Below are 25,843 nucleotides of genomic sequence, written 5' to 3'. Positions count from 1 at the left end.
AAAGACTTCCTAATTTGGCAAAATCTCCGGACACCAGTCGCCGAGCTTTTCGATGATGAAACAGATGACCTTCGCCGACGCCGAGTATGCCGGCAAGCGCAAGCAGACCCGTAAGGAATTGTTCCTGATCGAGATGGATCAGGTGGTGCCCTGGAAAGGTTTGATTGCCCTGATTGAGCCCTATTATCCAAAAGGAGAAGGTGGCCGGCCCGCCTACCCACTGATGGCGATGCTGCGTGTTCATCTGATGCAGAACTGGTTCGGCTACAGCGATCCGGCGATGGAAGAAGCGCTGTATGAGACGACCATCCTGCGTCAGTTTTCAGGCCTGAGCCTGGAGCGAATTCCAGACGAAACCACCATTCTCAACTTCCGTCGTCTGCTGGAAAAGCACGAGTTGGCGACCGGGATTCTCGGCGTAATTAATGGTTATCTGGGCGACCGTGGCTTGTCGTTGCGTCAAGGCACCATCGTCGATGCCACGCTGATTCACGCGCCCAGTTCGACCAAGAACAAGGATGGCAAACGCGATCCTGAGATGCATCAAACCAAGAAAGGTAACCAGTACTATTTCGGCGCCAAGGCTCACATCGGCGCCGACGACGAGTCAGGCCTGGTGCACAGCGTGGTAGTAACAGCGGCCAATGTGGCAGACGTCACGCAGGTTGCCAAACTGCTGCACGGCGAGGAAAACGTAGTCTGCGCCGACGCAGGTTACACCGGGGTCGAGAAGCGCGAAGAACACGCTGGGCGCAAGGTCATTTGGCAGATTGCCGCCCGCCGCAGCACTTACAAAAAGCATGGAAAACGCAGTATTTTGTACAAGGCGATCCGCAAAATCGAGAAGGCCAAGGCCCAGGTTCGCGCCAAGGTCGAGCATCCGTTTCGGGTCATCAAACGCCAGTTTGGCTATGAAAAAGTGCGCTTTCGGGGCTTGGCCAAGAACACCGCGCAGATGGTGACGTTGTTCGCCCTGTCAAACCTGTGGATGGCCCGTCGACATTTGTTGGCGAGCGCAGGAGAGGTGCGCGTGTAATGCAGGAAATGGTTACCGCAAAAGGCTTTGCAGCGGCCGAAAGAGCTAAAAAGCGAAGATAATTGAGCAAATTTCGACATGCATCGTTTTTTGAAAAGTGCTGAGGACTCGGTAGCCGGAAAACATCCGGCTACTTCAGACCTTCCTTAATATTTCCTCTAATATTCTTGCTGAAGAGCTCAATTTTTCCATGTTAATTTTTAGCACCTCATGATTTAAACTGTCACAGCCAGGAAAAAATTTATTCGACCCCCTGTCCCTGCTAGCAATACGTTCCTGCATTTGTATGTCAAACCACCGCTAGGGCCGAGGCCCTCGGGTTTCGGACCATCGTCAGCGCGCTAGACACCCGCGAAGCTTACTTGTAAGGTAGTATGTTATTAACACATTGTAGCTAATTTGCACCAGAGCACAAGCCATACAGCTTAGAAAGTAACTCATGCAAAATATTATTCTCTTCAAATAAAACCTTTCCATTATCGTACAAAATTATGTCACTTATCGACCCTGCACCACCATATAACAATACAATTCTATGTAACGCATAATCTATATCATCAAAAATTAAGCCTGCGCATTCATCAATGCTTATCAGCCCACTCCTCTCTATTATATTGCCTTAATAGAGACGACAGTTTTTCAGCAAGAAAAATTATTTCTTTTAATTTCTTCATTTCAAAGGACCTAAACTCATCACTTCTATACCTTTAATTGCCCATGGTTCAACAACAACTATTTGCTCCGCACCACCTACATAGAACCTCCCTAGAGATCCACCCCCCTATATACTTTAGATCGCGCTGGGATTTTTATGTTAAAAACTGTATCGATAGGAGACTTTTCACCAGTCGGCCACGCAGGCAATATAGCTCGATCAATACGGGATTTTACAACCCCATCAGGAGTACATCTGCTAAAAAACTGCCCAAGCTTTTGCTCAGCAGTACCCACTCTGTTAAGTACGGTGTCGCGCTCCAATTTAACTAATTTATATCTACCTCCCGCAAATGTTGCTCCAAGATCCGGGTGTAATGGACCCGGATCTAGCGTGGAGTAAGTACCTATTATTTCACCAAGCTCGTGACGCTCAGTTTTCTCGATCTTCGGATTTAATTGAGGTTTCTTTTCCTGAGCTTCAGGCTGAGGATCCTGGCCTTTATTCAGCGGCGCAGGCTCATTAACCCGCAACTCCGGCTGAGCCGACAACTCCTGCTGATTACGCGCCAACCAATTCGCGGACCGCTTGTTCGAAATCTCCGCCTGAAGCTTGGTCCTACGCGCAGCGATGATATCCATGCTGCCCATAAGGCCTGCCTTGACCCGTCCACGTGTCCAGTACGTCACGATGGCGGTGAAGAGCAGCAGTACGAGTTGCTCCTGACCTTTGGCCAGTTGCTGAGCCGCACGATCAATGCGCTCCTGCATTGCGTATGCGGAGCCACCTTAGGGTCAAGGCCGCCTAGTTCCAGCCCCTCCCAGCGTCCAGGCAGCGAGCCGCTCAGTTTTCAGTTGTGCGATGGACTGCAATAGCCTAGAGAAAGTGCTAGTTTTCTACAGCTAGTGGCACTTTTGCCTTTCCGGATGGTCTGAACGGCTAATTCGTCAGAGGCCTAGCGCGACGGCTGTAGTGCGTCTCCTACAAGATCTTAGGAGGTCTCACACTTCTCGAATCGGCGCCAAGCATAGAAAAATATTTCAAAACGAAATATTTTACAGACAGTCCGAAGGCATCAGCTTCGGCTAGCATTCCTCCGCGGTAGCAGTCTTAGGTACATTCAAGGATATCTGTATGACCATGGATAAAGCCAAACCACCACAGCCTAGCCGCTGGCCTCAGGAATCTGGGCATCCCACTTTTATCTTCCAGATCCTGAGCTTGCGCCTCGCGTGCCAGTTCAACGAACGACGTGATCTGGTAGCCACGGAGACGCACGGGTGAACAAATTTTTGTCCCCGCCCACCTCTGCAGCCTTACGGTGCGAACGTAGGCAATCCGGCCTTCTGGGCGGAGGTCATCAGACATTCCCCAGCGGATCGGCTAGCAGTTTTTATATGTCCTTAGCTCCTTTCGCCGGCACCTATGAGACTAACGACTATAACGCCGCCTTGTACTTGGTATATCAATTATCGTCACCCGACGAGCAGATGAGCCCAGATACCTATAAAAGCAAAGCGCTTTTGTTATATAAACTAATTCAAAATTTGAAATATGCAACTGATGTATCAGTTGAAGCGCTACAAGCTTTACAGGAGGCTGCTGCAAACATTCTGGGGATCGGTTCATTAATGTTTTCCGGCGGAAATTTACCTGGAACGATAGCGAGTGCAGCCGGAGTTGCGATCTCTGCATCCAAGGCTCAAAAGGTTACTGATCTTTTGGATATGACGTCTTTGCAAAAAGCAAAACTACATCAGTGGGCAAATAGCAGGGGCAGTCCTGGTGCCCAGTCCGCCAGCAGGACGTTCAAAGGCAGCATCAATATTATCTCTAAAAATAACAAGTTATTCTTTGAGATACCTATCACAGCTGTAGGGCAGCATTACAAGATCTTGGGAGAGGTTCACAACTCAGTTGCTCACCTACCATTAACGAACACTAAAGCAGCGCTGAATCAGCTTGCTCATTTACATGAAGGTGGAGCCACAGGAGCTCTGAAACTATTGGGAGGAAAGACCGCAGGAGGTATTCTTGCTGTCGGACCGCAAGTACTTCTTGACCTCTCAGACTCCAGTACACCGAAAGAATTTTATAATAAGTCTGTTTACAGCCAGCCGACTAATATTGCTTCAGCCGCGGCTGGCATGGCCGGAGGCGCTTTTGTTACCGTTGCATTCACCGCTGCCTCCCTGGGCGCAGCACCGTTGACTTTAGTATTACTCGTTGGATGGGGCGCAGGCCTAGGCGTTCAGGCACTCATCGTTAATAAAGGATGGGACAAAGACCTCGGGGACATTTTAAAACTATGAGATTAGCATTGTGATTAATTCGGATAGCCTTAAAAAAAGCAGCTGGTTAGGATTCTTTACTACTGTTTTTTTTATAGCCCTTGGCCCATCTAAATTAACGTATTTTTGGCACGTATACTTTCTGGCCGTAACCTTGCTGTTTGCCTGGACAATATATCTGGTGTACCTGTGCGAAAAGTACACAACCTATATGACCTCGCTTATTAACACACTGATTGGTTCTTTTACATTCCTCGCTTGCAACGTAGCTTATATTTCTACCTCCAGTTTTTTTGGAGAAAACAGCTCTAAAGCTCTCATTACAAGTCTAACCCCCGCCATCATTACATTGCTGGCTTATCTTACGATTGCTAGCAAAAAACCTTCTTTCCACCCGTTCGAATATGACGGACGGAAAATCCAGACGCGTGTTGCTAGCACTTCACAACCCTCAACAAGTTATAAAACTGGCTTGATCGCGGGAGCAACCACGTTGGCGGCCGGTATTTTTCTGCAGGCGTTCGGCGTGCTGACTGGCAGTGTAGTTGCGGCGCTTGTCCTTACTGGATGCTGTGTAACCATACTGTTCTACATGCGGCATGTCATCAGAGGACTTCGTACTCTCCGAGCCAAGGAGCACAATATGCCAGCTGCATATACGTTTATGCAAATTGATGAAATTCGTGAAGCTCGCGGTCGCTGGTGGCTGGGGAGGCTTTTTAAGTGGTTAGCGTCCTTGCGCGGGTCGTCGGGTGCTTGATTTCCAACAGACATTACGAGCAGGCTACGCCTGACGACTTACCGGTTAAGGAGTAAATTAAGCAATGGATTTTTCCTCTTTGTTTACGGCGCAAAATAGACGTCTATTCAAGCTCACAATGGCTCTCTCGGGTGGGCAGGAGCTTCTGCTTGAGTCATTTGTAGGACAAGAGGGGCTTTCAAGCGATTTCGGCTTTCAGCTAGACCTGATTTCTGATGATCCAGGCGTCAAGCTGAAGTCTGCCATCGGGCAGTCTGCGACAGTCGAGATCGAGCTCGCTACCGGAGGCAGTCGCTACATCAACGGCCATGTCTTTGGCTTCGGTGCCAATGGTAGCGACGGCGGCATGTCAAAATACTCGGCGTACATTGGCTCCTGGTTAGGTTTTCTTGAGCAGCGTTTCGATTCCCAAATCTATCAGGATCAAACGGTCGAGCAGGTGCTTACCAAGGTTTTCAGCCACTATGAAGGGCTTGCGAAATATGAGTTTCGTGTCAACCGGGTCCTCAAGCCGCACAGCTACATTACCCAATATAGAGAAAGTGACAGTCACTTCATCAGACGGTTGCTTGAGCATGAGGGATTGTTTTTCTATTTTGAGCACACCGCTGACAGCCATAAGCTCGTTATCATGGACGACTCGACCGTCCTGACGCCTCTGCCTGAGCAGCCACAGATACGCTTTCATACAGCGTCTGTGACTGAAACCGCTGACTCGATCACAAGCTGGACCTCTGCTCGCGAGTTTCAGCCCAGCAAGATCTCAGTGCAAACCTTTGACTATCGGCAGCCGAATAACCGTATTCCCGTCACCATGAACAGCCTCAATCAGCAAGGAGACGTGCCGTCTTTCGAGCTGTACGACTACATGGGTCAGTACACCCATGGCACGCCAGCGGATGGTGAGATGTTGGTGCGCAATCGTATCGAAGCCCTGGAGCTTAAAGGCAAGACTTTCGTTGGCCTTAGTAATTGTCGTGCCCTGAGACCTGGCCACACTTTCGAGCTAACCCAGCATTACGAACACGACGCAGGCTCTGCTGAAGACCGCCAATTTCTTGTAATGAGCATTGAGCATCGAGGTAGCAATAATTACACCTCGGATAGCCAAGCCGGTTACGCCAATAAATTTTACAGCGTACGCAAAAAAATCAAATTCCGCCCTCAGATGGATCTGCTCAAGCCAGGCATTTCCGGCCCCCAAACCGCCATCGTCGTCGGCCCCCCAGGCGAAGAGATCTACACCGACGAAATGGGCCGCGTAAAAGTACAGTTCCACTGGGACCGCTATGGCAAGTTTGACGACAAAAGCTCCTGCTGGGTCCGCGTTGCTCAATCCGGTGCAAGTGGCGGTTTTGGTAGCATCCAGATCCCGCGCGTCGGTGACGAGGTGGTGGTCGTTTTCCTTGATGGCAACCCCGACCGTCCGCTCGTCATGGGCAGTCTGTACAACAGCCAGAATACGCCGCCGTGGTCGTTGCCTGCCAACAAGACCCAAAGCGGTTTCCTGACGCGTTCGGCCAAGGGTGATGGCGGTACAGCCAACTTCTTCCGCTTCGAAGACAAGGCCGGTGCCGAACAGGTGATTGTGCATGCCGAGCGCAACATGGACACCGAGATCGAGCTGGATGAAAAGCACGAGGTGGGCAATAACCGCAAGGTGACTGTTGGCGGTGCGAATACGGAGATCATCCAGAAAGATACTGTGACGAACGTGCAGCAGGGATCGTTTACGCTAAAGGTCGACAACCAGTTCATTCAGGTGGATGCCAAGCAGTACATCCTTCTCAAAGTGGGCGACAGCAGCATCTCGATCACTCCGGATGGCATCCAGATAAAAGGCAAGGTGATCAATGTTCTTGGCGAGAGCACCTTCGTCAAAGGTGACCGAGTCGATATCAACAAGTGAGAACGCAGGGCATGGAACGAACAAGTCTTTACGACCGTATTTCCGCAAAACGTATTGCGGATGAGGAGGCAGCACGCAAGGCGGCGCTGGAAGCTCCGGTCGTTGAAGCTGTCCCCGAGCCTGAGCCAGAACCGATCACGCCATTGCAGGACGTGCCCAGCAGTTTCAATTTTGGTGGCTTTAATCTGGCCTTTCCTGAGGGCGCCCTGTTTCGTGATGTCCAGGTTACGCTTGAGTACAAAGGCGAGCCGCTCATGTTGTCTGTCAAACGCAGAGACGTAATGCAGGGTGAGGCACTGGAAGCACTTTTCGAAAGCTCGGTGCAGACCTTTCGTGAGCGCGACCCTCAACTCCGTATTATTCGTCGGCGGGACTGCACCCTGGTGGGCTGCACTGCGAAAGCGCTGGATTTCCACTTCAAAGAGGGCAGCGCAGAACAACACGCACGTCTGGTAGGTGCGCTTGTTCCCCTTGCCGGAAAGGATGTGCTGCAGTGGTTGGAAATTTCTTGCCTGATCGATCCGACCAAACCGGACCTCAGCCTCTGGCTGGCGGATTTCGATAGCATGCTGGGCGGTCTCGCCGCACAGTGATTGTTTCTTTTTTGATTTCAGGAATTCTTATCACATGGACTACGAGTTGCACGAAGGCAGTATCAAGCTGCCAGAGGGATTTCAGGACCGCACAGTGAACATGTTCGTGATGGGCTCGACGCTGCCTGCCCCGCTGAGCATTACGGTCTCCAGAGACACTCTGCTACCTTCCGAGCACCTGAAAACCTATGTTGATCGCCAGGTCAAAATGCTTTCGTCCAAGCTACGCGGTTACACGCTGCTGAACAGAAAAGCAGTTTCGCTATCGACCGTGGCCCCTCTCGAAGGTATTCAGATCGACGCGTATTACATGACCGAAGGGCGTCCTTACTATCAACGTCAGGCGGCTTTTCTGATCGAGCCTGAGCGCGCGATCGTATTCTCGACCACGTCCCAGACGGACTTCAGTGTCGAGCAGACCCAGGATTGGGAAAACTTGTTGGCCAGTTTCCAGCCTCGTGTGCCTCACACCACGCCAACCGACACCCGCGAACAGGAGTAACGCTTATGTTCGAGGCCGCGCGGTTTGGTGACGAAATATCGCATACCGGCGCCCTGGGAGGATTCCTGATCGGGGCTGTACTCGGTATTGCGCTCATTGCGACGGTGGCGATCGCAACCTTCACGTGCGGGTTCGGCGTGGCTCTTCTGGCAGGACTTGCAGCAGGCGTCGGAGGTAGCCTGCTCACCGCCGCAGGAGAGGCAATCGGGAGTATGTTTTCCTCCCCTTCCGGCACCATCATCACGGCCTCGCCCAATGTGTACATCAACAACCGTAAGGCGGCGCATGTCGAGAAAAGCATCGGTGCCTGCGAAAAGCATCCGGGGCCGATCAGGATCGCCGAAGGCTCGACCAACGTCTTCATCAACAGCGTGGCCGCGGCGCGCAAGGGCGACAAACTCACCTGCGGCGCGACCATCTCGGGCGGCTCCAACAACGTGTTCATCGGCGGCGGCAGGTATCGCTATCTGCCGGTAGACGACGAAATTCCAGGCTGGCTGCGCACCACCGTCGATGTGCTGATGGCGGTGGCAGGCGCGGCGGGCGGTATTGCCCAACTGCTTAAGGCAGGGGCACAGGCGGGCATGAAAGCAGTGTTGCCCTGCGCACTTAAATTCACAGCAGGTTTCGTGGCCGGCGAAGTTGCCAGCCGCTATGTGGTAGAACCGGTGGCGCGCAGTGCCATCGGTGGTCTGACTGGCAACCCGGTCGACACCACCACGGGCCGCAAGCTGATCCCCGATGAAATTGACTTCAGCCTGCCTGGCTTGATGCCCATCGAGTGGTCGCGCTTCTACGCCAGTAATCTGGATGTGGACAGCGTGCTTGGCAAAGGCTGGGTGCTGCCGTGGGAACAAAGCCTGCGCAAGCGCGGCAGTTTCGTCTACCTCACGGACAATCAGGGCCGTACCGTCCCGTTCGTGGACATAGCGCCGGGCCAGCGCATCTACAATCCCCACGAGCAGGTCTATCTGGTTTGCACCCAGGGCGGTCATTACCTGTTGCAGACGCTGGATAACATCTTCTTCTACTTCGGCGAAGTGCCCGGCGACAACAAGCCGGTCCCGCTGGATCGTATCGAAAACGCACTCGGCCAGTTCTTGCATTTCACCCGCACCGAACAAGGCACGCTGACCGACATCACTGCCACCGGTGGCATACGCGTTCACCTGCACTACGACGAGGTGACGACACGCCTGACCTCGGTCAAGCGCATCGTCGACAACGAGGCTGTTGAAACCCTGGTTCAATACCACTACGACAGCAACGGTCAGCTCGCTGAGGTGTTCAACCGCAACGGTGATTCAGTGCGCCGTTTCAGTTACACCGATGGCGTCATGACCCGCTACAGCAACGCACTGGGCCTGACCTGTGAGTACCGCTGGGAAATCATCGACGGCCAGCCGCGTGTCGTCGAACACCAGACCAGCGATGGTGAGCATTTCCACTTCCGCTACGACCGTGAGGCCCGCACCACCTGGGTCACCGACGTACTAGGGCGCGAGCTGGAAATTCATTACAACAAGGACCATCGCGTCACCTCGAGCCGCGACTACAGTGGCGATCACTACGTCATCGAGATCGACGACACCGGCAACATGACCGGGCTGATCCTGCCCGATGGCAACCAGTTGGCGTTCGAGTACGACGAGTTTGCTCGGCTGCTCAAGGAGACCGATCCGCTAGGCCGCAGTATTCGCTACCAGTACCACCACCTGACGACGCTGATCACTCAGGTCGATTACCCCGATGGCAGTACCTGGAAGGCAAACTACGATGCCAAAGGCAACCTCGTTGCCGAGATCGATGCGCTGGGCCACAAGACCGAATACCTCAACGGTGAGGACGGCCTGCCGCACACCATCGTCGACCCGACGCTCAAGTCCAAATACCTGTGGTGGAACAACCTGGCGCAAGTGCAGCGCTTTCAGGACTGCTCGGGCAAAAGCACGCATTACCGCTATGACGAGCGCCACCACCTCGTGGCCGTCACCGATGCCCTGAACAACACCACCACGCTGGAACGCAAGCCCGACGGCGAAGTGCTGCGCATCAACCACCCGGATGGCACCAGCGAGACCTTTACCTACAACGAACTGGGCCAGGTCCTGACCCACACCGATGGCAAAGGCCAGACCACCCAACTGCTGCGCAACGGCCGTGGCCTGCCTAAATGGCGACAGGATGCCAAAGGCCAGACCATCACCTACGAATACGACAAAGCCATTCGCCTCGTCGGCCTGACCAACGAAAACGATGCGACCTACCGCTTTGCCTACGACGACGCAGACCGTCTGATCGAAGAAAAACGCATCGATAACCTCACCCGCCGTTTCAGCTACAACCTCGGCGGGCACCTGACACAGGTTGAGGAAATCGGCTACGGCGAGAAAGGCGAACAGCCACGGCGCAGCACCCATCTGGAGCGCGACCCGATAGGCCGTTTGCTGGCCAAACTCAACGACGACGCGCGTCAGGACTACGCCTATGACGACGGCGACCGACTGCTGTCAATCGAGCGCAAACCGACGGACACCGGCAGAAAACTCGGCGTCACCGCCGAGAAACTGGAATTTGCCTACGACCTGCTGGGGCGACTGACCACAGAGACCACGCCGCAAGGCGCGCTGGCCTACGACTACGATCCACTGAGCAACCTAACCACGCTGACCCTTCCTACCGGCCAGCACCTGAACCACCTGTACTACGGCAGCGGTCATCTGCATCAGCTTAACCTCGATGGCCAGTTGATCAGCGACATGGAACGCGACGACCTGCACCGCGAGGTCTACCGCACCCAGGGCAAACTCACCAGTTGCTTCGGCTACGACAGCATGGGCCGCAAAGCGTGGCAGTACGCAACCACCCTGCCTGCAGAGAAACTGTCGCAGATCCAGAACCCGCTCATAAAACCAGAGCGCTACGTCGAACACGCCTACAACCCGATTCACCGCCGCTACGAATACGACCCGGCCGGAGAACTGAGCCGCACCCTCGACAAACTGCGCGGCGAAACCCAGTACGAATACGAAGCCAACGGCCAGTTGCTGGCGCGCAATACAGGTCGCGTGGTCGACGGCGAAGAATTCCGCTACGACGCCGCCGCCAACCGCCTGAACTTCAACACCAGCCGCTTCGATCACGTCAAAGACAACCGCCTCAGACAATGGGCGAACCACGAATACAAATACGACGCCTGGGGCAACCTGATCGAAAAAGTCGTCGGCATCGTGCGCTGGCAAACCTTCACCTACGACTGCGAAAACCGCCTGGTCAAAACCGAAACCATGGCTGGCACGCAGGTCGAAAGCACCAGCAGCTACCAATACGACAGCCTGGGCCGAAGAGTCGCCAAACAGTCCGAAATCAAAGGCCAGACCGACCACAAGCGCTTCCTCTGGCAAGGCCTGCGCATGCTGCGCGAAGAAAGCCCCGGCCAGAGCAGCCTGTACCTTTACGAGCCCGGCAGCTATGCGCCGCTGGCCCGTGTGGACGAGAAAGAAGGCGAAGTCGAAAACAAGGTTTACTACTTCCACACCGACCAGATCGGTACACCGCTGGAAATGACCGATGCCGAAGGTCAGATCGTCTGGCAGGCGAAGTACCGGGCGTGGGGTGCGGTTGAGAAGCTGGTGGTGAACGAGGTCGAGCAAAACCTGCGGTTCCAAGGGCAGTATTTTGATGTCGAGACGGGGCTGCATTACAACACGTTTCGGTATTATGACCCGGAGATTGGGCGGTTTACTACGCAGGATCCGATTGGGTTGGATGGGGGGGATAACCTTTACAAATATGTTCCAAATCCCACAGCATGGGTTGATCCATGGGGCTGGGCTTGCAATCGTCCGGGGGGCTATAAATCAGGTGATGTCGATACCCATGGCAATTTATCACCGGGCGTAAACAGAGCGCCTGGTAATAAAAACATCCCAAGTGATAAATCAGTTCAGTCACACCACTTTATTCAGGATGAGTGGGCAAAGAGGAATGTAGCAGGATATAAGCGTAACGCAGCGCCAGCAGTTTTATTAAAAAGCTCCTCTGGAGAATCACACGCTATTGTTTCATCACTTCAACGAACCAGACGCAGATTGGGCGGATTTAACGGCACCATTAAGGAAGAGTTTGGAACCGCATACAAAGAGCTAATAGACTCTGGAGTTAGTCCTAGCGTAGCAAAGAAAGCTGCGAGCAGATCATATAAATACTTCGACTCCTTGGGAGCATTTGACTAATGATATCCTTCACTGAAAAGAACAGCCCTGCCAACGTAAATGAAATAGAATCCGTCTGCAAAGAGTTAGGAGTCTCAGAAAAAAACTGGTTGAGAACATTTTGGTCTGAATGCAATGGGGCGGTATTAGAAGATCAAATCGTAATTTATCCTACTGATCAAATTGTCGAGCGTAACAAAACATATGAAATAGATATAAATTTCCCCGAGTACATTTTGATTGGAGATGACTCTGGAGGCGGATTAATATTAATCCCCAAAAAAGGCTTGGAAAAATTCTACTTTATAGGGGCTGGAGATCCCTTTATTAATGACGCTGAAGTATTTGACTCCATTGAAAAGCTAACTGCCTACGTGATGGCTGATGCAGATAGTGATAGTGATAGTGATAGTGATAGTGATAGTGATAGTGATAGTGATAGTGGCAACATAGTTTCAGTCGCAGAGATCAAACCGTCAGCATCTGACGTACTGAAAATTAAAAAAGATTTTAATTTAGACTATTCAATAGCACTGCTAACTAAAAAACTAGAAAAAAAAGAAGAGATCATCTCGGAAAATGTGAAACTTATTAAGTATAAATTCGCATTAGACTTACACAGGAAATTTGTTAGATTCTCATCAAAACCCTGATTTCAAAAGCTAGCACTAACACGCGGACTCAAAATAAATTTTTATTGATTTTTCACACTTAATCCATAAAAGTAAAAATTACATAAATACCGACTAGCTCACCTTGTTTTGAATAAGTAATGCTAGCGATCTTTAAAAACTTAGATTTATTCCTTCTTAAAGATATCGTTTTATTTTTAATCGTAGCTTGGCAGTGGCTTTAATAAGACAGTTTAATCCTAAACACCAACTGATCAGAGACATGAGTATTGGGGCTATCGCCCCCAAGGCAAACTCACGAGCTGCTTCGGCTACGACAGCATGGGCCGCAAGGCCTGGCAGTATGCAACCACCCTGCCCGCCGAAAAGCTGTCGCAGATTCAGAACCCGCTCATAAAACCAGAACGCTATGTCGAACACGCCTACAACCCGGTCCACTGCCGCTATGAATACGACCCGGCCGGCGAACTGAGCCGTACCCTCGACAAACTGCGCGGCGAAACCCAGTACGAATACGAAGCCAACGGCCAGTTGCTGGCGCGCAACACCGGCCGAGTGGTCGACGGCGAAGAGTTCCGCTACGACGCCGCCGCCAACCGCCTCAACTTCAACACCAGCCGCTTCGACCACGTCAAAGACAACCGCCTCAGACAATGGGCGAACCACGAATACAAATACGACGCCTGGGGCAACCTGATCGAAAAAGTCGTCGGCATCGTGCGCTGGCAGACCTTCACCTACGACTGCGAAAACCGCCTGGTCAAAACCGAGACCATGGCCGACACGCAGGTGGAAAGCACCAGCAGTTACCAGTACGACAGCCTAGGCCGAAGAGTCGCCAAACAGTCCGAGATCAAAGGCCACACCGACCACAAGCGCTTCCTCTGGCAAGGCTTGCGCATGCTGCGCGAAGAAAGTCCCGGCCAGAGCAGCTTGTACCTCTACGAACCCGGCAGCTATGCGCCGCTGGCGCGCGTGGATGAAAAAGAAGGCGAGGTAGAGAACAAGGTTTACTATTTCCACACCGACCAGATCGGCACACCGCTGGAAATGACCGACGCCGAAGGGCAGATCGTCTGGCAGGCCAAATACCGGGCGTGGGGCGCGGTGGAAAAGCTGGTGGTGAACGAGGTTGAGCAGAACCTGCGGTTTCAGGGGCAGTATTTTGATGTCGAGACGGGGCTGCATTACAACACGTTTCGGTATTATGACCCGGAGATTGGGCGGTTTACTACGCAGGATCCGATTGGGTTGTTGGGTGGGGAGAATCTTTACCAATGTGCTCCAAACACGCAATCTTGGATTGATGCTCTAGGGCTAGCGTGTGATAAATGGACAGTCAGTTCACATAAAGCAAATAAAAGCGCTGTGAAAGGCAAAAAACTCGGCTTGGATTCTCATCATGTGGGTCAGAAAGACTTGATGAAGGATTTGGTCGAAGGTTATGATCCTGCAACTGGGCCAGCAATGCTGGTGCCGAAAGTCGGACACACTAGTTTAAAAGGTAACCTTGGAGTAGTCTCTCGCAGCAAAATAAACCCTACAACAAGGCTACCATTCACGAGCGCAAGAGATGTTTTGGCGCGTGACATTAAAGAACTCAGACGAGTTTACCCAGAAGTGCCTAATACAAAGCTACAAGAACTCATTCAACTCAATAAATCTATGTATCCAGGAATGCGTTAGCCGGAGTCCTTATGTCTTTAGATGAAAATTTTGTGCGTGCTATATATGAGGAGCTGTTCGAGGAGAATTTCAACCGTTATAAGGAGATTTTAAGCCAGCCTATCGATGATGGCAAAGACTCCTTTGCTAGAGCTAGAAACGCTCTAGCATTGCTGGATGAAACTGAAAGATCTCAAGTAATAAATTTTTTTAAAGTGGTGATGTTTGATAGTGCATCTGTGATTTTAGGAACTTTGGATGGCGTACATTTTTCCGATGATTTAGATGGAGACTTTTTGCTTCTTTGCGACGGCAAAGAGATTCAAGGTAGTCTTGCTGATATTTTTATTGGAAAAGCACAAGATGCCGGGGTTTACGAATAGTTCGCGAGCTGTAAACTGAAAAATACTAAAAGATCCAACTGATTTTTATTTTGAAGATATCAAAGTAGAGCTTTTAGTTAGTAGATTAACTTCTTAAAGTGCAATTTTTAGATATAAATTAAAGCTCTTTAAAAATCAAGTCGAAAGAGAGGCTGCTAACACTTGTCACTGCCTGTGCAGACCATTAAAAGCTTTTGCGACTGCGGTCATCCTGTTCTAGAAATTGAGCTCTTCGACGGGGACCTTCAAAAAACGTCAAAACTCGTACGTGGTGTGTTAAAAATAATTCATGAAGAACAAGTGCCAGCAAAATTTTATGAAATACCTTATGGCGAACACTATACGAGCTACAAACACCTTGAAAAATGTGAGGTGACTGCTGATCTCGTCAATAGTATTCTTGATGTTGCGGGTGAAGAGTTCGAGCGACAACGTAGTAGTCAAATCCAAGAGGGATACTGGGTGATAAACGCCACTGCAATCATTGAAGCAACGAAGGCAGCGTTCGCAGGAAGAGATATTTACTTCTCATCTGTTCAACTGCCGCCTGGCCTGGAGATTCGTAGTGAGTGGCAAAATTTTGGAATCGCTTCATCAATAACGCCCTCATTTCCTCTTGCTTGGCAAACATTTTCTGATGAGTTACCGTGGGTAACGTCATTACTGGACAAGTGCTTGCTTGGCACCGCTATTCTGGTCGGCCTATCCATAGAGCTGTTATATATATTTCATGACAATAATGGCCTCTACTATTACATAGGAGGCGCGCCGTTGAGCAGGTCTGACAATGCGTTGATCTTTGGAGGGCGAATAGCGGATTTTTATTACACTATTCATAACGGCTTCACTTTTTACCCTGCTCAATCGATGGGGCCACAAAAAATAGAGGATTGTGTATTTGTCTCTGACTTAATAGACGAACACGACACTGATTTCGCAGCAAAATGGTTGGCAGTGTTTTCAAATGGCAGCGGTGACTATCTTGCTGTAGATACAATTAATGCAGCTAATGACAACGGCTTGATATGGTGGCATGAGCAGCCACTGGAGCCTGAATCAGGTATGGCTTTTTTCGAAATAATGGATACATGGATGTCTATATTTCTTGAAGATACCAAACAGCGTGGTGACATAGTTGAAGCATGACTTTTTCATCTCAAGCTAGTAATTTTGATTATACCTCAGCCGGCACAATAAACCTTCCGCCTTGAAAATCCGAGTTAATCATATGATCGAACCACAACCCCACGCAATAAAAAAGGGACTTTACGGGTCTTTCTTCCTGATTGCCTTATTTGGCACAATGTCGACGTTTAAATCGGATTTTTTCTGGCTGGTATGCCTCGGTCTCTTTACCCTGCTCATGCGAACAATATATTTGATTTACCTGAGCGAAAGCTTCACTGCAATCGCAGTTCATTCTTTCACAGGCCTTTTCTCTTCATTTCTACTCATGAATACAAGCGTTATTTATCTTATAGCAAAATCTGAATACGGCGCTTCAACGACAGATGCTTTATCGTGGGCGATGATTCCGGCCTTACTGATGCTCGTTTCATTTTTATTTATTTACTTCACAAAATCGAGATCAGGTCAGCTGTCTTTTGAGACCAGAGATAACAAGGTATATATGGTGCACGGTTATGTCAGCACGAGAAACGGAAACTTACTGAGCGGAGGCGTCATTGTGGCCGGAGTCGCTGCAATGATCGTGTGGCATATAGAACTGATCATTATGGTCAGTATCTGGATAGCACTGAGCAATCTTTACCTTCTTTACTGGAACAGGGACGCCATCCGAATACTGAAAAAAATTCTGACGCTGGAAAAGAAGCACAATCGGTCTTACACGTTCGAGTACATCGAACAGCTTCGTGAAGCACGCAGTCGCTGGTGGTTGGGTAGGTTTTTGAAATGGGTAATATCGCTCAGCAAATGAAGCCAGGTATCAGACCATCAGCGAAGAAGACAACTAACCGCCGAACCCAACCAAGGAAGAAAAATGGGTAAACAATCTCGCAGCAAGCGGGCCTCGCCGGAGCCAATGGTGATTTACCGCAGCCACGTTGCCGCTTTCCGCTCTCGTTATCTGCTGTCCTTTCTGACTCCGATCTTCATGGGCATATTTTCCCTCGCCATTACCGCAGGCACGGTGGTCGATGCGTACTTTCCAAATGAGCCGGAGAGAACAGGCCAGTCGATGATGCTCATGATGGGCGTGTCACTGGTTTTGAGTTTCGGCGGCATCATGATGAGTCGCGGGCATGCCTGTGGAATGTGGATATTGGCGGCCATTCTGGTGAGCTGCTTTTTCGCGGTGTTACCCACTGCCCCTGCGCACTGGCGGCGTTTTGAATTGATGCTTTACATGCTGGGGCTGCTTTTCCCGTTGCTGGGCCTTTTATCGCTCAACAGCGAGCGCGGCCGGGAGCTGCGAATGCAATGGAGGATTATTCGATCCGAACGCAAGGAGACGCGTCAGGAGATGCGGCGGCGAAGGGATCTCGAGGTGCATCGTGAAAGCCTGCGCAAGAGAAAGGCACTGCGCAAATAGCCCAGGCTCAACTAGGACTTTCTCGCGCCCAACAAAAAACCCGCCGAAGCGGGTTTTTCCAAGACCATCCCGACTCCCTGTCGGCTGCCTCCTAGGGAAGGTCTGAAGTAGCCGGATGTTTTCCGGCTACCGAGTCCTCAGCACTTTTCAAAAAACGATGCATGTCGAAATTTGCTCAATTATCTTCGCTTTTTAGCTCTTTCGGCCGCTGCAAAGCCTTTTGCGGTAACCATTTCCTGCATTACACGCGCACCTCTCCTGCGCTCGCCAACAAATGTCGACGGGCCATCCACAGGTTTGACAGGGCGAACAACGTCACCATCTGCGCGGTGTTCTTGGCCAAGCCCCGAAAGCGCACTTTTTCATAGCCAAACTGGCGTTTGATGACCCGAAACGGATGCTCGACCTTGGCGCGAACCTGGGCCTTGGCCTTCTCGATTTTGCGGATCGCCTTGTACAAAATACTGCGTTTTCCGTGCTTTTTGTAAGTGCTGCGGCGGGCGGCAATCTGCCAAATGACCTTGCGCCCAGCGTGTTCTTCGCGCTTCTCGACCCCGGTGTAACCTGCGTCGGCGCAGACTACGTTTTCCTCGCCGTGCAGCAGTTTGGCAACCTGCGTGACGTCTGCCACATTGGCCGCTGTTACTACCACGCTGTGCACCAGGCCTGACTCGTCGTCGGCGCCGATGTGAGCCTTGGCGCCGAAATAGTACTGGTTACCTTTCTTGGTTTGATGCATCTCAGGATCGCGTTTGCCATCCTTGTTCTTGGTCGAACTGGGCGCGTGAATCAGCGTGGCATCGACGATGGTGCCTTGACGCAACGACAAGCCACGGTCGCCCAGATAACCATTAATTACGCCGAGAATCCCGGTCGCCAACTCGTGCTTTTCCAGCAGACGACGGAAGTTGAGAATGGTGGTTTCGTCTGGAATTCGCTCCAGGCTCAGGCCTGAAAACTGACGCAGGATGGTCGTCTCATACAGCGCTTCTTCCATCGCCGGATCGCTGTAGCCGAACCAGTTCTGCATCAGATGAACACGCAGCATCGCCATCAGTGGGTAGGCGGGCCGGCCACCTTCTCCTTTTGGATAATAGGGCTCAATCAGGGCAATCAAACCTTTCCAGGGCACCACCTGATCCATCTCGATCAGGAACAATTCCTTACGGGTCTGCTTGCGCTTGCCGGCATACTCGGCGTCGGCGAAGGTCATCTGTTTCATCATCGAAAAGCTCGGCGACTGGTGTCCGGAGATTTTGCCAAATTAGGAAGTCTTTTTCAGAGTTTCCCTAGGCGATGGTCGATCATCCTTGATCCTGGTGAACTCCTGTTCACCACTTGATGGATCCAATCTTACGGAGGACGGACCAGGTCGGAAATGGCCAAACCCCTCCACCGCGTGTAAGCCTTTCGCTATACCTTGCACATGCAGGCCTTCGGAAATAGAACTGCAACAGCGTAGTAACCTACCTGTAAAGTTCATACAATCGCCCGCGCAGTCATAAAAACAAGAAACTTGGAACACAGGATTTCTCGGAAGAAAACGTCATCCCAATGGAACATCAGGAGTAGAACCATGAGCACAGCAGATCAGACTCAAAGCACTGGCAAGTACAGTGCGAAGTGGCAGGAACGCTTCAATTTTTTCGAGACTTACGGTGCGCCAAACGATCCGCGCTTCAAGCCTGCGGTCAACGCGCTGCCTGACTTCAAGAAGAAGCTGCTTGTCTGCGCCAATATCATCGCGTTTTTCTTCGGCCCGATTTATTTCTTCGTGCTGGGGCTGTGGAAGAAAAACCTGGCACTGATCGGCATCATCATCGCGGTCAATATCGTTATAGGTCTGCTATTCGGGATCCTCGGAATGGAGGTTCCGGCTGCATTGGGGACAGGCTTGAACGTCGTGTTTTCTCTGATGTACGCCCTGACGGCCAACTATTCCTACTACCTCAAGGAAGTAAAAGGCGAACAAGGCTGGAACCCGTTCAAAGGCATGCGCCTCTGATCTGCAGATGTAAACGGCTGAACACCCGCACCTCTCAATGAGCGTGCGGGTTCGCTGTGGATAAAGTCACCCTCAGGCTTTATCACTGCCCCTCGACCAGCAGCAATTCCCCATCCCTATACCGCACCTCCTTCCCCAGCCACGCCATATCAACATTCGGCAGCACCGCCGAAGGCTTGCGCAGTTCGCGCAGCAACGTAGACCCGTGGGAAAGACGCCCGCCCATGCGCGCGATCACGGCGCGTGCGTTCTGGTAGTGCGCGTGGCGTCCGGGGTCGAGGGTGTCTTCCAGCAGGATGTCGTCGCCCAGAATGCCTTGAACCTGCCCCGGATAGATCATGAAGCCAGTAGCCTGCTCGGTGCCCTCTCTACCGTCCTGCCAGAAACTGCCTGCGCGGCTGCGAATGTCTGGATGAGGCGCAAACCAGTGTGCCCTGTCGGCGCTGGGCATGGCGTGGTGCAGGCGGAAGAACAGGCGCATCAGATTGTCGCGATACCACTCGCGCACTTGCAGGTAGTAGCCGCGCATGCCCGGCAGGCCTGCGCGGTGAGCGACGCGAATGATACCCGGCCAGGTCGGAAACGCCTGTAACGGCAGGTCGGTCTGTGCCGGGCGTGGCGTAGCGGGGTCGGTTTCCCAGGGTAGCCGATGCGGGCAGTGCTCAAGGTCGTCGTAAGCGGTTGGCGGACGTCCCAGCAGGTCACCGCCGCTGCTGGCCAGCGAGGTGGCTATGCACAGGTTGCCTTGTACGACGAACACGTAGAAACGCGTGAACCAGTCAGCCAATTGCTGGCCGTCAGCAGCTTGGGTCGTGAGGGCGTGCAGCTCTCGGTCGAAGCGGTGCAGTTGCTTTTCCAGGGTCAGCAGGTGGCCGCGCGCGATACGCTGCATGCGCAGGAATACCGGCAACGAGCGCAGCAAACGCAGAGGTCGCCAAGGCAGATGCGGTGCTGCACCGCCGACTTCATCGGCGTAACTGCTGGACGCGACGCCCCAATCAGCAAGACGTGCGAGAAACAGGTCATTGTTGATGTAGGACGCTGCGCCAAACAGTGCGGTGAACGGCTCATTGTCCTGCAACACGCGAGAATCCCAACGCGCCATGATCGCCGGGATGCTGCCTGCGGCGCGGCGTTGTGCGTACTCGACCAGCCTGCTGGGCTGCGGCGGCAGGATCTCCGCAATATTGGCGGCGGTCAGGTGTCGGCGCCAGCCGTAATCACTGATCGGGCGGTACTGCAACAGCCAAAGCTGGCGGCCATCCCACGCCCACTCGACATCGCCCGGCACGTAATGGAAAACGCGCAGCACGCCTTGCAGGAAGTCCCAGAGCATTTCTTGTGTCAAACCGTGGGATGGTGTGAAGCTGCAGCTGCTCCAGGCATCGCCGAGGCGGGAAATGATCGCTCGCTCCGGGCTTGCCTGACCGTCGGCCAGCGACTCCAGATGCCCTTCGACCCACTCCAGCTCGACCGACAGGTGACGCGCAAACGCGATGCCGGAAAGCACCGGCGTGATGAACCGCTGCACCACGACTTCTTCGACGCCAGCGCCGTGCAGTTCTGCGATACGTGCAGGTACGTTTTGGGTGGGCTCGCGAAGGAAAGTGGTGCTCAGGCCAGCGTTGGCCGCATCGGCCTGATCCTCGCCGAAGCTGGACGAGCGCACCGCCCAGATAGCCTCCGGCTGGCTGGCCAGAAACGCGGGCAAGGCCGAGTCATCGCCCTGCACCAACGACAGTGCTGCGGGCACCGGTTGCCCGGCGATGGTTGCCAGACGCAGGCGGCCACCTTTGGTGTGTGCGACGAAGCCGCGCTCGCCCGACTCCAGCCACTGCGCAAATTCGGCCGGCGCGTCGATCCACGGGTAGTGACCCCAGCCCGGTTTCAGACTGATGCTCAGGTCGGCACGCGCCAGAATGGCCGACCACGCTGCCGCCTGCTCGATACCCAACACCTCGTCCTGATCGCCCCAGACCAGCTCTATCGGGTCTTGCACCCATTCCAGCAGCGGCAGCGCAGTGTCGGCGCGCAACAGGCCCCAATACGGTACAAAGGCGCGGCAGCGGGCGTAACCGGCCCCCATACGCTGGTAGTGCGCCGCAGGCCAGGCTTGCCTGGAGAACTTGTGAGCAAACAGCCTGGGCTTGTTGGCCAGCAGCCAGTGAATGGTCTTGCGAATGGGCAGCGGCGACATCAGCGCAGGCAAGCGCCGCTGCCACAGAAAAGCTCCCACCGGTGCCAGCAGCACGCTTCTGCAGAAGTGTCCGGGCTGGCGCTGCAAGGCATGCATGACCAGCAAGGCATTAACGCCCACGGCGACGATGGCACTGCGCCTGACCGTCGCTGCCAATAGCGCATCGGCGTAGGCGGCGAGGTCTTCGCACGGAGGCTGAGGATTGTTGCCGAAGCCTGGCAGTTCCAGCGGCACGACCTGATGCTGCTGAAAATGCGGCAGCACATCATCCCACCATTCGGCACTGCTGCCGTTGCCCGCCAGCAGGTACAGAAGGGGCAAGTCAGACATGACGGGGCTCCTTCAACGCGCTGGCAGCAGAAGTACGGCGATCATGGCGATACAGCCAAAGCAACGGCGGCAGCAATGCCAGCAGCGCCGACAGATCAAGCCACACATACGACCAGACACCCCCGCGCACGGAAATCGCTATGTCCTGAGGTGCCCAAAGCAGCAGGCCTGCAATCAGCCAGCCCCAAGGCATGGCGCTTTTCAGACGATTGCCCAAATGCACAAGCGCCAGCATGTATACGGAATAGGTTTGCAAGGTGGCGCCAAACAGCGCCATCCACCAGACCTGTTGCGCACGCGCAGCGGCAGGAACGGCGTCGGTCCAGAAGGCCTGCTCAAGCGTAGTCAGGTAGCCATCGAGCAAGCCGGAAAAACCTGCCCAGGTGAACACGATACTGCCCAGCACGTGCGCGACTGCGACGGCATACAGCCAGATCACCAGCGTGCGGCGCAGCGTGGTAGAAGGGAGCGGCATTGCAGGTCCTTGGTTCGTCCTTGTGAGGTGGCGAGTGTAGCGATTTCCAGGTGGGCTTAATACGAGCGTGGCTCGGCCTTGCTCAGGTCCAGCAGCGTTGAGCAGTTGTTATTTTTGTCAGTAGACAGCTTTTCCGCTGCGACCTAGTTTATCCATTCAATGAATGGTCAAAAACCGTAGGTAAGGAGATGGTGATCATGGACGATACAATGGAACTTGTGAAACAAGTGCTTCTCGCGCAGTTCGACATAGAAACGGCAGACATAAAACCGACATCTAATATAGCCGAGGATTTCAACGGGAGTAGTTTAGATGCTATCGAATTCATTATGGCTCTAGGGAAGGTCTGAAGTAGCCGGATGTTTTCCGGCTACCGAGTCCTCAGCACTTTTCAAAAAACGATGCATGTCGAAATTTGCTCAATTATCTTCGCTTTTTAGCTCTTTCGGCCGCTGCAAAGCCTTTTGCGGTAACCATTTCCTGCATTACACGCGCACCTCTCCTGCGCTCGCCAACAAATGTCGGCGGGCCATCCACAGGTTTGACAGGGCGAACAACGTCACCATCTGCGCGGTGTTCTTGGCCAAGCCCCGAAAGCGCACTTTTTCATAGCCAAACTGGCGTTTGATGACCCGAAACGGATGCTCGACCTTGGCGCGAACCTGGGCCTTGGCCTTCTCGATTTTGCGGATCGCCTTGTACAAAATACTGCGTTTTCCATGCTTTTTGTAAGTGCTGCGGCGGGCGGCAATCTGCCAAATGACCTTGCGCCCAGCGTGTTCTTCGCGCTTCTCGACCCCGGTGTAACCTGCGTCGGCGCAGACTACGTTTTCCTCGCCGTGCAGCAGTTTGGCAACCTGCGTGACGTCTGCCACATTGGCCGCTGTTACTACTACGCTGTGCACCAGGCCTGACTCGTCGTCGGCGCCGATATGAGCCTTGGCGCCGAAATAGTACTGGTTACCTTTCTTGGTTTGATGCATCTCAGGATCGCGTTTGCCATCCTTGTTCTTGGTCGAACTGGGCGCGTGAATCAGCGTGGCATCGACGATGGTGCCTTGACGCAACGACAAGCCACGGTCGCCCAGATAACCATTAATTACGCCGAGAATCCCGGTCGCCAACTCGTGCTTTTCCAGCAGACGACGGAAGTTGAGAATGGTGGTTTCGTCTGGAATTCGCTCCAGGCTCAGGCCTGAAAACTGACGCAGGATGGTCGTCTCATACAGCGCTTCTTCCATCGCCGGATCGCTGTAGCCGAACCAGTTCTGCATCAGATGAACACGCAGCATCGCCATCAGTGGGTAGGCGGGCCGGCCACCTTCTCCTTTTGGATAATAGGGCTCAATCAGGGCAATCAAACCTTTCCAGGGCACCACCTGATCCATCTCGATCAGGAACAATTCCTTACGGGTCTGCTTGCGCTTGCCGGCATACTCGGCGTCGGCGAAGGTCATCTGTTTCATCATCGAAAAGCTCGGCGACTGGTGTCCGGAGATTTTGCCAAATTAGGAAGTCTTTTTCAGAGTTTCCCTAACTACTCAGCGTCCGTTGAATGATACTGTAGTGGTCTAATGGTTCCGGACACTCATTTAGGCGAGAATATCGCCAGATAGAGGTGTCTGATGACCAAACAACGCCGTACCTTTTCCGTTGAATTCAAACGCGAGGCCGCAGGCCTCGTGCTCGATCAAGGCTATAGCCATATCGAAGCCTCCCGCTCGCTTGGGGTGGTCGAATCTGCGCTGCGTCGCTGGGTCAACCAGCTTCAACAAGAGCGCAACGGTGTCACTCCACAGAGCAAAGCCCTCACGCCCGAGCAGCAAAAAATCCAGGAGCTCGAAGCCCGGATCGCCCGTCTTGAGCGGGAGAAATCCATTTTAAAAAAGGCCACCGCGCTCTTGATGTCGGAAGAGCACGAGCGCATGCGCTGATTGATCAGCTCAGTGTCCATGAGCCAATCGAATTGCTGTGCGAAGTGTTCGAGGTACCTCGCTCGTGCTACTACAACCATTGCCTGCGGCGTCGGTCTCCAGACGCCGAGCGGGTTCGTTTACTTAGCCGAGTCAATGAGCTGTTCGGGCAAAGTCGAGGCGCTGCCGGCAGCCGCAGTATCGTGTCGATGATGCAGGCGGATGGCGAGCAAATCGGTCGGTTCAAGGTGCGTAGCTTGATGCGGGAGCTGGGATTAATCAGCAAGCAACCAGGCTCGCATGCTTATAAAAAAGCAACAGTGGAGCGGCCTGACATTCCGAACATTTTGAATCGGGAGTTCGATGTACCCGCGCCCAATCAGGTCTGGTGTGGCGACATCACCTACATCTGGGCGCAAGGAAAATGGCATTACCTGGCGGTGGTTATGGATCTTTACGCGCGTCGGGTGGTGGGCTGGGCGTTTTCGAACAAACCGGATACGGACTTGGTGATCAAGGCGCTGGACATGGCTTATGAGCAACGCGGCAAGCCTCAGGGCCTGCTGTTTCATTCCGACCAGGGCGTCCAATACGGGAGCCGACAGTTTCGCCAGCGGCTTTGGCGATACCGCATACGCCAGAGCATGAGCCGCCGGGGTAATTGCTACGACAACTCGCCGATGGAGCGTGTGTTCCGCAGCTTGAAAACTGAGTGGATACCGACCGTGGGCTACATGACGGTCCAAGAGGCTCAGCGGGATATCAGTCATTACCTGATGCATCGTTACAACTGGATTCGGCCACACCAGTTCAATGATGGAATGGCGCCCGCTCAGTACGAGAAAAACCTTAACGTCGTGTCCGGGATCAGTTGACCACTACAGTTCCGGCAAACGTCGGCGCTTGCGCTCTACAGGCGCTTCGATGCCTTGCGCGGGATTGCTGTCGAGGTAGCCCCGGTTGCGGCCCCACTGCAGTACCCGGCGCAGGTAGCGCAGGACATGCGCCGCTTTGGACGGTGTGCCTTCGTCGGCCAGGCGATCGACAATCCGCTGGATCAATGCTGCCGTGAATTTCTTCACCAGTAGATCCCCCAACGGCTTTCCCAGCCGGGTAGGGATACCCAGCAGGACGTCCCGCGAATAGCAGTAATCGCTGTGAGTCTTGAGGCTGAGCTTCTTGTAACGATCGCTCAGGTGAAACTGTGCGCAGACCTAACGCAATGTGCCTTTATCGACCCCCGAGGTTTGCTCCATGATCTGGTGCAACTCGGCCAGGCTCACGTCAGCGGGTGCCACATTGCGCCGGCGCTGTTTGCCGGTTTCGTCGTAATGCAGCGTGTACCAGACGCCGGCATTGCGATGATCAAAATAGATGGCCGCTGGAAGAGCGGCCTAGTCTATGTGTTGGGGGATGTGCGGATTGTGCTTCCGCTTACGCGCTTTCCTCATAGGATATTGGTGTCATAGCTCTCTGAGGTTACAGACTCGATGCCCGCAGCGTGGTGGATAAGATCCAGCGTCGTCCACGGACCAGTGCGCCCCCGGAACATGCGGATCCCCTGAGTGATCAGCGAGCGTTCGACGTCGGAGCGGCGTTGGTAGCCGGTGATGCGCTGCAGGTCCTCAAAGGTGAGAACATTGCTTGTTTGGGAGTTCATGATTGCTCTCTATCTCAAGCAGCAATCAGGGCAGTGTAACGTCCCGCCCTGATGCTCAAAGCCAGAACC

21 protein-coding genes and 3 pseudogenes are annotated in these 25,843 nt (G+C 53.2%); 16 read left to right on the top strand and 8 right to left on the bottom strand.

Features of this window, described 5'->3' with window-relative positions; genetic code table 11:
- The first annotated feature begins 55 nt into the window (after positions 1-55).
- Complete coding sequence (locus tag LJU29_RS26285; protein WP_054078085.1) at positions 56-1,036, top strand: IS5-like element ISPsy2 family transposase; 981 nt, start codon at positions 56-58, stop codon at positions 1,034-1,036.
- A gap of 394 nt (positions 1,037-1,430) precedes the next feature.
- Here the strand turns inward: LJU29_RS26285 and LJU29_RS29795 are convergent, their stop codons facing one another.
- Positions 1,431-1,562 carry a hypothetical protein gene (locus LJU29_RS29795; RefSeq protein ID WP_495629045.1) on the bottom strand — a complete coding sequence of 44 codons (132 nt, stop codon included), beginning with the start codon at positions 1,560-1,562 and terminating at the stop codon, positions 1,431-1,433.
- A 635-nt stretch (positions 1,563-2,197) separates the two neighbouring features.
- A pseudogene (locus LJU29_RS29965) lies at positions 2,198-2,511 on the bottom strand (DUF6861 domain-containing protein); the annotation flags it as partial.
- A 670-nt stretch (positions 2,512-3,181) separates the two neighbouring features.
- On the opposite strand from LJU29_RS29965, the gene LJU29_RS26275 reads away from it, so the two are divergent.
- From LJU29_RS26275 to LJU29_RS26220, 12 genes and pseudogenes are all read left to right on the top strand, one after another.
- Positions 3,182-4,003, top strand: coding sequence for a DUF5118 domain-containing protein (locus LJU29_RS26275; protein ID WP_257111407.1), 822 nt, complete (start codon positions 3,182-3,184; stop codon positions 4,001-4,003).
- Positions 4,004-4,013: 10 nt separating this feature from the next.
- The gene (locus tag LJU29_RS26270; protein WP_257111406.1) at positions 4,014-4,742 is read left to right on the top strand and encodes a hypothetical protein; all 729 of its coding nucleotides are present in this window, start codon (positions 4,014-4,016) and stop codon (positions 4,740-4,742) included.
- Positions 4,743-4,806: 64 nt separating this feature from the next.
- Positions 4,807-6,651 (top strand): type VI secretion system tip protein TssI/VgrG, encoded by a 1,845-nt coding sequence (gene tssI, locus LJU29_RS26265; RefSeq protein ID WP_257111405.1) that lies wholly within the window; start codon positions 4,807-4,809, stop codon positions 6,649-6,651.
- Positions 6,652-6,662: 11 nt separating this feature from the next.
- Positions 6,663-7,244 carry a DcrB-related protein gene (locus tag LJU29_RS26260; protein WP_003420357.1) on the top strand — a complete coding sequence of 194 codons (582 nt, stop codon included), beginning with the start codon at positions 6,663-6,665 and terminating at the stop codon, positions 7,242-7,244.
- A 34-nt stretch (positions 7,245-7,278) separates the two neighbouring features.
- Entirely contained in the window at positions 7,279-7,746 is a 468-nt protein-coding gene (locus tag LJU29_RS26255; RefSeq protein WP_257111404.1) for a DcrB-related protein, read from the top strand.
- Between the two features lie 5 nt (positions 7,747-7,751).
- Positions 7,752-11,981, top strand: a complete 4,230-nt coding sequence (locus LJU29_RS26250; RefSeq protein ID WP_257111403.1) for an RHS repeat-associated core domain-containing protein — start codon at positions 7,752-7,754, stop codon at positions 11,979-11,981.
- Positions 11,981-12,613: an SMI1/KNR4 family protein gene (locus LJU29_RS26245; protein ID WP_257111402.1), complete on the top strand. Its 633-nt coding sequence runs from the start codon at positions 11,981-11,983 to the stop codon at positions 12,611-12,613. The genes LJU29_RS26250 and LJU29_RS26245 overlap by 1 nt, the downstream gene beginning before the upstream one ends.
- 255 nt (positions 12,614-12,868) lie before the next feature.
- Positions 12,869-14,278 (top strand): annotated as a pseudogene (locus LJU29_RS26240) (RHS repeat domain-containing protein); the annotation flags it as partial.
- Positions 14,279-14,289: 11 nt separating this feature from the next.
- Positions 14,290-14,640: a hypothetical protein gene (locus LJU29_RS26235; RefSeq protein WP_257111401.1), complete on the top strand. Its 351-nt coding sequence runs from the start codon at positions 14,290-14,292 to the stop codon at positions 14,638-14,640.
- Positions 14,641-14,802: 162 nt separating this feature from the next.
- Positions 14,803-15,786 carry a hypothetical protein gene (locus tag LJU29_RS26230; RefSeq protein ID WP_257111400.1) on the top strand — a complete coding sequence of 328 codons (984 nt, stop codon included), beginning with the start codon at positions 14,803-14,805 and terminating at the stop codon, positions 15,784-15,786.
- Between the two features lie 82 nt (positions 15,787-15,868).
- Complete coding sequence (locus LJU29_RS26225; protein WP_257111399.1) at positions 15,869-16,579, top strand: hypothetical protein; 711 nt, start codon at positions 15,869-15,871, stop codon at positions 16,577-16,579.
- A 63-nt stretch (positions 16,580-16,642) separates the two neighbouring features.
- On the top strand, positions 16,643-17,194 hold the full coding sequence (locus tag LJU29_RS26220; RefSeq protein WP_257111398.1) for a hypothetical protein: 552 nt from the start codon (positions 16,643-16,645) through the stop codon (positions 17,192-17,194).
- A gap of 241 nt (positions 17,195-17,435) precedes the next feature.
- On the opposite strand, the gene LJU29_RS26215 is transcribed toward LJU29_RS26220, so the two are convergent.
- Positions 17,436-18,416: an IS5-like element ISPsy2 family transposase gene (locus LJU29_RS26215; RefSeq protein ID WP_054078085.1), complete on the bottom strand. Its 981-nt coding sequence runs from the start codon at positions 18,414-18,416 to the stop codon at positions 17,436-17,438.
- 354 nt (positions 18,417-18,770) lie between these two features.
- Here LJU29_RS26215 and LJU29_RS26210 point away from each other — a divergent pair, with 354 nt between their 5' ends.
- On the top strand, positions 18,771-19,199 hold the full coding sequence (locus LJU29_RS26210; protein WP_257111397.1) for a DUF2628 domain-containing protein: 429 nt from the start codon (positions 18,771-18,773) through the stop codon (positions 19,197-19,199).
- Between the two features lie 82 nt (positions 19,200-19,281).
- On the opposite strand, the gene LJU29_RS26205 is transcribed toward LJU29_RS26210, so the two are convergent.
- Positions 19,282-21,726 (bottom strand): PEP-utilizing enzyme, encoded by a 2,445-nt coding sequence (locus LJU29_RS26205; protein WP_257111396.1) that lies wholly within the window; start codon positions 21,724-21,726, stop codon positions 19,282-19,284.
- Positions 21,719-22,201, bottom strand: a complete 483-nt coding sequence (locus LJU29_RS26200) for a hypothetical protein (RefSeq protein ID WP_057423942.1) — start codon at positions 22,199-22,201, stop codon at positions 21,719-21,721. The genes LJU29_RS26205 and LJU29_RS26200 overlap by 8 nt, the downstream gene beginning before the upstream one ends.
- A gap of 197 nt (positions 22,202-22,398) precedes the next feature.
- On the opposite strand from LJU29_RS26200, the gene LJU29_RS26195 reads away from it, so the two are divergent.
- Entirely contained in the window at positions 22,399-22,551 is a 153-nt protein-coding gene (locus LJU29_RS26195) for an acyl carrier protein (protein ID WP_257111395.1), read from the top strand.
- A 135-nt stretch (positions 22,552-22,686) separates the two neighbouring features.
- Here the strand turns inward: LJU29_RS26195 and LJU29_RS26190 are convergent, their stop codons facing one another.
- Entirely contained in the window at positions 22,687-23,667 is a 981-nt protein-coding gene (locus LJU29_RS26190; protein WP_054078085.1) for an IS5-like element ISPsy2 family transposase, read from the bottom strand.
- 159 nt (positions 23,668-23,826) lie between these two features.
- Between LJU29_RS26190 and LJU29_RS26185 the strand changes: the two genes are divergently transcribed.
- Positions 23,827-24,989, top strand: a protein-coding gene (locus tag LJU29_RS26185) for an IS3 family transposase (RefSeq protein ID WP_122320854.1) whose coding sequence is annotated in 2 segments (ribosomal slippage) — positions 23,827-24,082 and positions 24,082-24,989 — 1,164 coding nt in all. Because the reading frame shifts where the segments join, the coding sequence is not laid out codon by codon here.
- Between the two features lie 9 nt (positions 24,990-24,998).
- Here the strand turns inward: LJU29_RS26185 and LJU29_RS26180 are convergent.
- Positions 24,999-25,412 (bottom strand): annotated as a pseudogene (locus LJU29_RS26180) (site-specific integrase); the annotation flags it as partial.
- Positions 25,413-25,561: 149 nt separating this feature from the next.
- Positions 25,562-25,774, bottom strand: coding sequence for a hypothetical protein (locus LJU29_RS26175; RefSeq protein WP_005737208.1), 213 nt, complete (start codon positions 25,772-25,774; stop codon positions 25,562-25,564).
- Positions 25,775-25,843 lie beyond the last annotated feature (69 nt).

The organism is Pseudomonas ficuserectae (assembly GCF_024584585.1).
GTDB classification, from domain to species: Bacteria; Pseudomonadota; Gammaproteobacteria; order Pseudomonadales; family Pseudomonadaceae; genus Aquipseudomonas; species Aquipseudomonas amygdali.
Note: the sequence above shows the minus strand (reverse complement) of the source record. Positions and strands in the feature narration are given on the sequence as shown.